Source organism: Clostridium sp. (assembly GCF_032552055.1).
GTDB lineage: Bacteria > Bacillota > Clostridia > Clostridiales > Clostridiaceae > Clostridium.
In genome coordinates this window covers 1-4,725 of the sequence record NZ_JAWGSV010000245.1, presented here as the reverse complement: position 1 = coordinate 4,725, position 4,725 = coordinate 1, and the positions used below count along the sequence as shown (strand labels likewise).

Here is a 4,725-nt window from a genome sequence, read left to right as displayed (position 1 = left end):
GTATAATATTATAATAGCATTAAATGGTATTACTAGAGAAAGGTGGGAATAATAGTGAGAAGAATACTAAAATACTTATTAAAAGAAAAATGGCTACTTATAATAGGGACAATGGCTATGGTTTTTATTATACTAATTGACCAAGTAACTCCAATGCTACAAAAAATTATAGTTGATAGAGGAATAATAAATCAGGAATATGCAATTATACCATCAATTTTATTAGGATTTTTAATAGTGACTTTGTTAAAAGCAATTTTTGGATACGGAAAGGAATTTTTATATGATTATATTAGTGCAAAGGTTCACTATAATATAAGAACAGAATTATTTTCTCATATACAAAGCTTTGAATTTGATTACTTTGACAAGACTAATACTGGTGAATTAATGTCTAGAATAGGAGAAGATATAGAAAATATATGGCAAACAATATCATATGGTCTTAGGATGTTTGTAGAAAATATACTATATTTTTCATTTAGTACTGTTATTTTATTTTATTTAAATTGGAAACTAACAGTGATATGCTTGCTTATTTTGTCTCCAATAGGGATTTTAGCTTACAAATTGGAAAGTAAGTTAAATGATGGATATGAGGAGATAAGCGATAAGACAGCAGAAATTAATACCCGTGCTCAAGAAAATATTTCTGGTGTTAGATTAGTTAAGGCCTTTAGTAGAGAAAAATATGAAATAGAAAGGTTTTTCTCTTTAAATAAGCAATATTACAAGTTAAATTTAGAACAAGCTAAAACTATATCAAAAAGTTTTCCTGTAATTGAATTTTTAGCTAACATTACTCTTATTGCTATGATAATAGTAGGAGGATATTTTGTTTTAATTGATGAAATAACTATTGGTACTCTTGTAGCATTTTCAGGTTATATAGGAAATTTAATATGGCCAATGAGACAAATAGGGTGGCTAATGGACGTTCTTTCTAAGAATAAAGCATCTACCATGAAGATAAATAATATTTTTGATAGATTTACTAAAATTAACTCGAATAGTGGTAGAGAACTTAATGCTATAGAAGGAGATATTGAATTTAGTAATGTAAGCTTTAAATATGATGATGAATTAGTTTTAAGAAATATTAACTTAAATATTAGAGCAGGTTCTACAGTAGCTATAATGGGACAAACAGGTTCAGGAAAAAGTACACTTCTGTCCTTAATAGGAAGATATTATGATGCTACTACTGGAGATATAAAAATTGATGAAGTAGATGTTAAAGATATAAACTTAAATACACTAAGAAAAAATATGTCAGTTGTTCAACAAGACACTTTTTTATTCTCTGATTCAGTAGTAAACAATCTCAAATTTGGAAAAGTAGATGCTACTGTAGATGATATTATTAGTGGAGCTGATAAATCTTGTGCTTTAGAATTCATTGAGGAGCTTCAAGATGGATTTAACACTGAAATAGGTGAGAGGGGTGTTGGACTTTCTGGTGGACAAAAACAAAGAATTTCAATAGCAAGAGCAATAATAAGAAATGCACCTATACTTATTTTAGATGATTCAACTTCAGCATTAGATATGGAAACAGAGCATGAGTTATTAAAGAACTTAAATGAAATAAAGAAGGGTAAAACTACTATATTAGTAGCTCATAGAATTTCAGCAGTGAAAAATGCTGACTTAATAGTATTTATGAAAAATGGAGAAATAGTTGAAAAAGGTACTCATAATGAGTTAATTGAAAAGAAAAAACATTACTATAATGTATATAAGGAGCAATTTAAGGATTTTAATAATTTGGAGGTTATATAATATGCCTAAGGAAAAGGAACATATTAGAAGTAAAAAAGAAATAGTATTTAGGCTATTTTCTTATTTAAAGGATTATAAAAAAGAATCAGTAATATCCATAATACTTATGGGACTTATAACTATTTCTAATAATTTAAATCCTTATTTAATGAAAATAGCTATAGACAATAATATAAAGAACAAAGATATAAAAGGATTAGTATATATAGGGCTCTTTTTAGTAGTTGTCAATATATTTACCTTAATATTCTCAAAAATTAAATGGAAGATAATAAGTTATGTAACAAATAGTATTTTAGTTAATATTAGAATGGAACTCTACAAGCATATTCAAAAGTTGCCTTTCAATTTTTTTGATAGAAGGCCCGTAGGAAAAATATTAGCTAGAGTTATGGGGGATGTAAATTCATTAAAAAATCTTTTTGACCAAAGTATTCAATCATTAATTCCAGAAGTAGTGAGTTTAATTTCTGTAATTATTTTTATGATAATATTAGATTTTAAACTTGCTATAGCTTGTATACTTCTATTACCAGTGTTAGGTATTGGAATGTTTATGATAGAAGTGAGTTCAAGAAAAAAATGGGCTGAATATAGAAGCAAAAGATCTATTTTAAATGGATATACTCACGAAGATATATCTGGAATAAAGGTAGTTCAATCATATGCAAAAGAAAATGATACTGATGACAAATTTAAGCTGCTTGTGTGGGATCATTTAAAGAGCTTTATAAATGCAGTTAAAGTTAATGATTTTATTTGGCCGATAGTTGAGCTGTCTTGGGGACTAGGAACTATTATAGTCTTTTATTTAGGTTATACGCTAATCAGAAGTGGAGATTTAGAAATAGGTACATTATTAGCATTTTCAATGTATATAGGAATGTTTTGGAGACCTATTATGAACCTATCTAATTTTTATAATACTCTTATTACAAATCTTTCTGCAGCTGATAGAATTTTTGAAATCTTAGATATAGAACCATTTATCAAGGATGACTTAGATAAAGATAATATTGGTGAAATTAAAGGTGAAGTAGAATTTAAAAATGTATCTTTTTCATATAGTGAAGAAGAAAAAGATTTAGTTCTTAAAGATGTAAACTTTAAAATAGAAAAGGGCGAAAAGATAGCATTAGTAGGAGAAACTGGAGCAGGAAAAACTACTATAGTTTCATTAATTAGCAGATTCTATAATCCTACAAGTGGTGAAATATTAATTGATAATAAAAATGTGTTGGACTATAACTTGGAATCTATAAGAAGTCAAATGGGGATAATGCTACAAGACACATTCTTATTCTCAACAAGCATTAAAGAAAATATAAGATATGGAAAACTAGATGCTACAGATGAGGAAATAATTGAGGCTGCAAAAGCAGTTAATGCACATGACTTTATTATGTCTTTGGAAAATGGATATGATACTATGGTAAATGAAAGAGGTACTAGGCTTTCATTAGGACAAAGACAATTATTATCCTTTGCAAGAGCATTACTAGCAAATCCTAGAATTCTTATATTAGATGAAGCTACATCGAATATTGATACTCAAACAGAAATTATAGTACAAAAAGGTATTGAAAAGCTATTATCTAATAGAACCTCCTTTGTAATTGCACATAGATTATCTACTATTAGAGACTGTGATAAAATAATAGTAATTGATAATGGAAAAATCACAGAGACAGGTACTCATGAAGAACTTTTAAACTTAAAGGGGTATTATTATGAACTATATAAAGCACAATATAGTTTTTTAAATAAAGGTGCTTAAATATACTAGTCAAAACTTCATTTTCCAATTATAATAATCTTGTAATTATTTTAAAACATAAGGAGAAAGAGATGAGAGCAGTATATAGAAACCCTAAGGAACTTGCAACTTGTTTAAAGGACATTGTAGATAATTATTTAGAATTTTTAATTAGCTATGAAGAAATGGAAACAAAGATTAAAAAGATAGTTGAGGCTAATGGGGAAAGAGTTTATAAAGATGGAAATATTTCTTTAAAACTATATCCTTATTTAGGTGATGATAGGGTTGAAATAATAGATAAAATAGTAAAAGAATAAAATAAATATGGGGGTGGCTAAGGCACCCCTTCTATAATGCAATTAATTATAAATAGTAATTATAAAGTTATTATTTAAGAATTACTAAGTATAACATTAATAGTAATTTATAATAATAATTTTTAGAGATAACTATGCTTTATTATACGAGGTATATATGCTAAATAATATAATAGATAAATACAGAAATAATTCAGCCTATATTAATGGATGGAAAGATATGAAGCGAGCTTCTGTAATTATTTTTCTTGCAGAGATTGATGGTGAGATTAATGTTTTATTTCAAATGAGATCAAAAAAGATGAGAAGCCAACCTGGTGATATTTCATTTCCAGGAGGAAAAATAGAAGAGGGTGAAGATCCAAAGGAAGCAGCTATTAGGGAAACTTATGAAGAAATTGGATTAAATAAATGTGATTTTGAAATTGTTGCACCACTAAATATATTAACAACTCATTATAATATGCTAATACACCCTTATTTAGGATACATAAAGGATATTACTAAGATAAAAATTAGTAGAGATGAAGTAGATCATATCTTTTTTGTGCCATTAGAATATTTTATAGATAACGAACCATTAATAATTAATAGTGAAATGGTAGTGAAAAGAAATGAAGACTTTCCATATGAAAGAATAAATGGTGGGAAAAATTATAAGTTTAAAAATGGATTATATAAATCGCTATTTTATAAATATAATGATTATAATATTTGGGGAATCACAGCTATTATGTTAAATGATTTTATAAATGATTTAAAGGATAAGAACGTTGTATTCTAGAATAAATTTAATTATAGTGTATTATTTATTATAAATTACTAAATAAAATATATAAAGGCCTCTGTATATGCAGAGGCCTTTTT

4 protein-coding genes are annotated in these 4,725 nt (G+C 26.8%); all 4 read left to right on the top strand.

Annotated features, from left to right (window positions below; genetic code table 11):
- The first annotated feature begins 54 nt into the window (after positions 1 to 54).
- The 4 genes from E6248_RS13365 (at position 55) to E6248_RS13350 (ending at position 4,642) form a co-directional block, all read left to right on the top strand.
- The gene (locus E6248_RS13365) at positions 55 to 1,782 is read left to right on the top strand and encodes an ABC transporter ATP-binding protein (RefSeq protein ID WP_316341286.1); all 1,728 of its coding nucleotides are present in this window, start codon (positions 55 to 57) and stop codon (positions 1,780 to 1,782) included.
- A gap of 1 nt (position 1,783) precedes the next feature.
- On the top strand, positions 1,784 to 3,559 hold the full coding sequence (locus E6248_RS13360) for an ABC transporter ATP-binding protein (protein ID WP_316341285.1): 1,776 nt from the start codon (positions 1,784 to 1,786) through the stop codon (positions 3,557 to 3,559).
- Positions 3,560 to 3,630: 71 nt separating this feature from the next.
- On the top strand, positions 3,631 to 3,858 hold the full coding sequence (locus E6248_RS13355; protein ID WP_316341284.1) for a TIGR04540 family protein: 228 nt from the start codon (positions 3,631 to 3,633) through the stop codon (positions 3,856 to 3,858).
- Positions 3,859 to 4,015: 157 nt separating this feature from the next.
- Positions 4,016 to 4,642: a CoA pyrophosphatase gene (locus tag E6248_RS13350; RefSeq protein ID WP_316341283.1), complete on the top strand. Its 627-nt coding sequence runs from the start codon at positions 4,016 to 4,018 to the stop codon at positions 4,640 to 4,642.
- Positions 4,643 to 4,725: the final 83 nt, after the last annotated feature.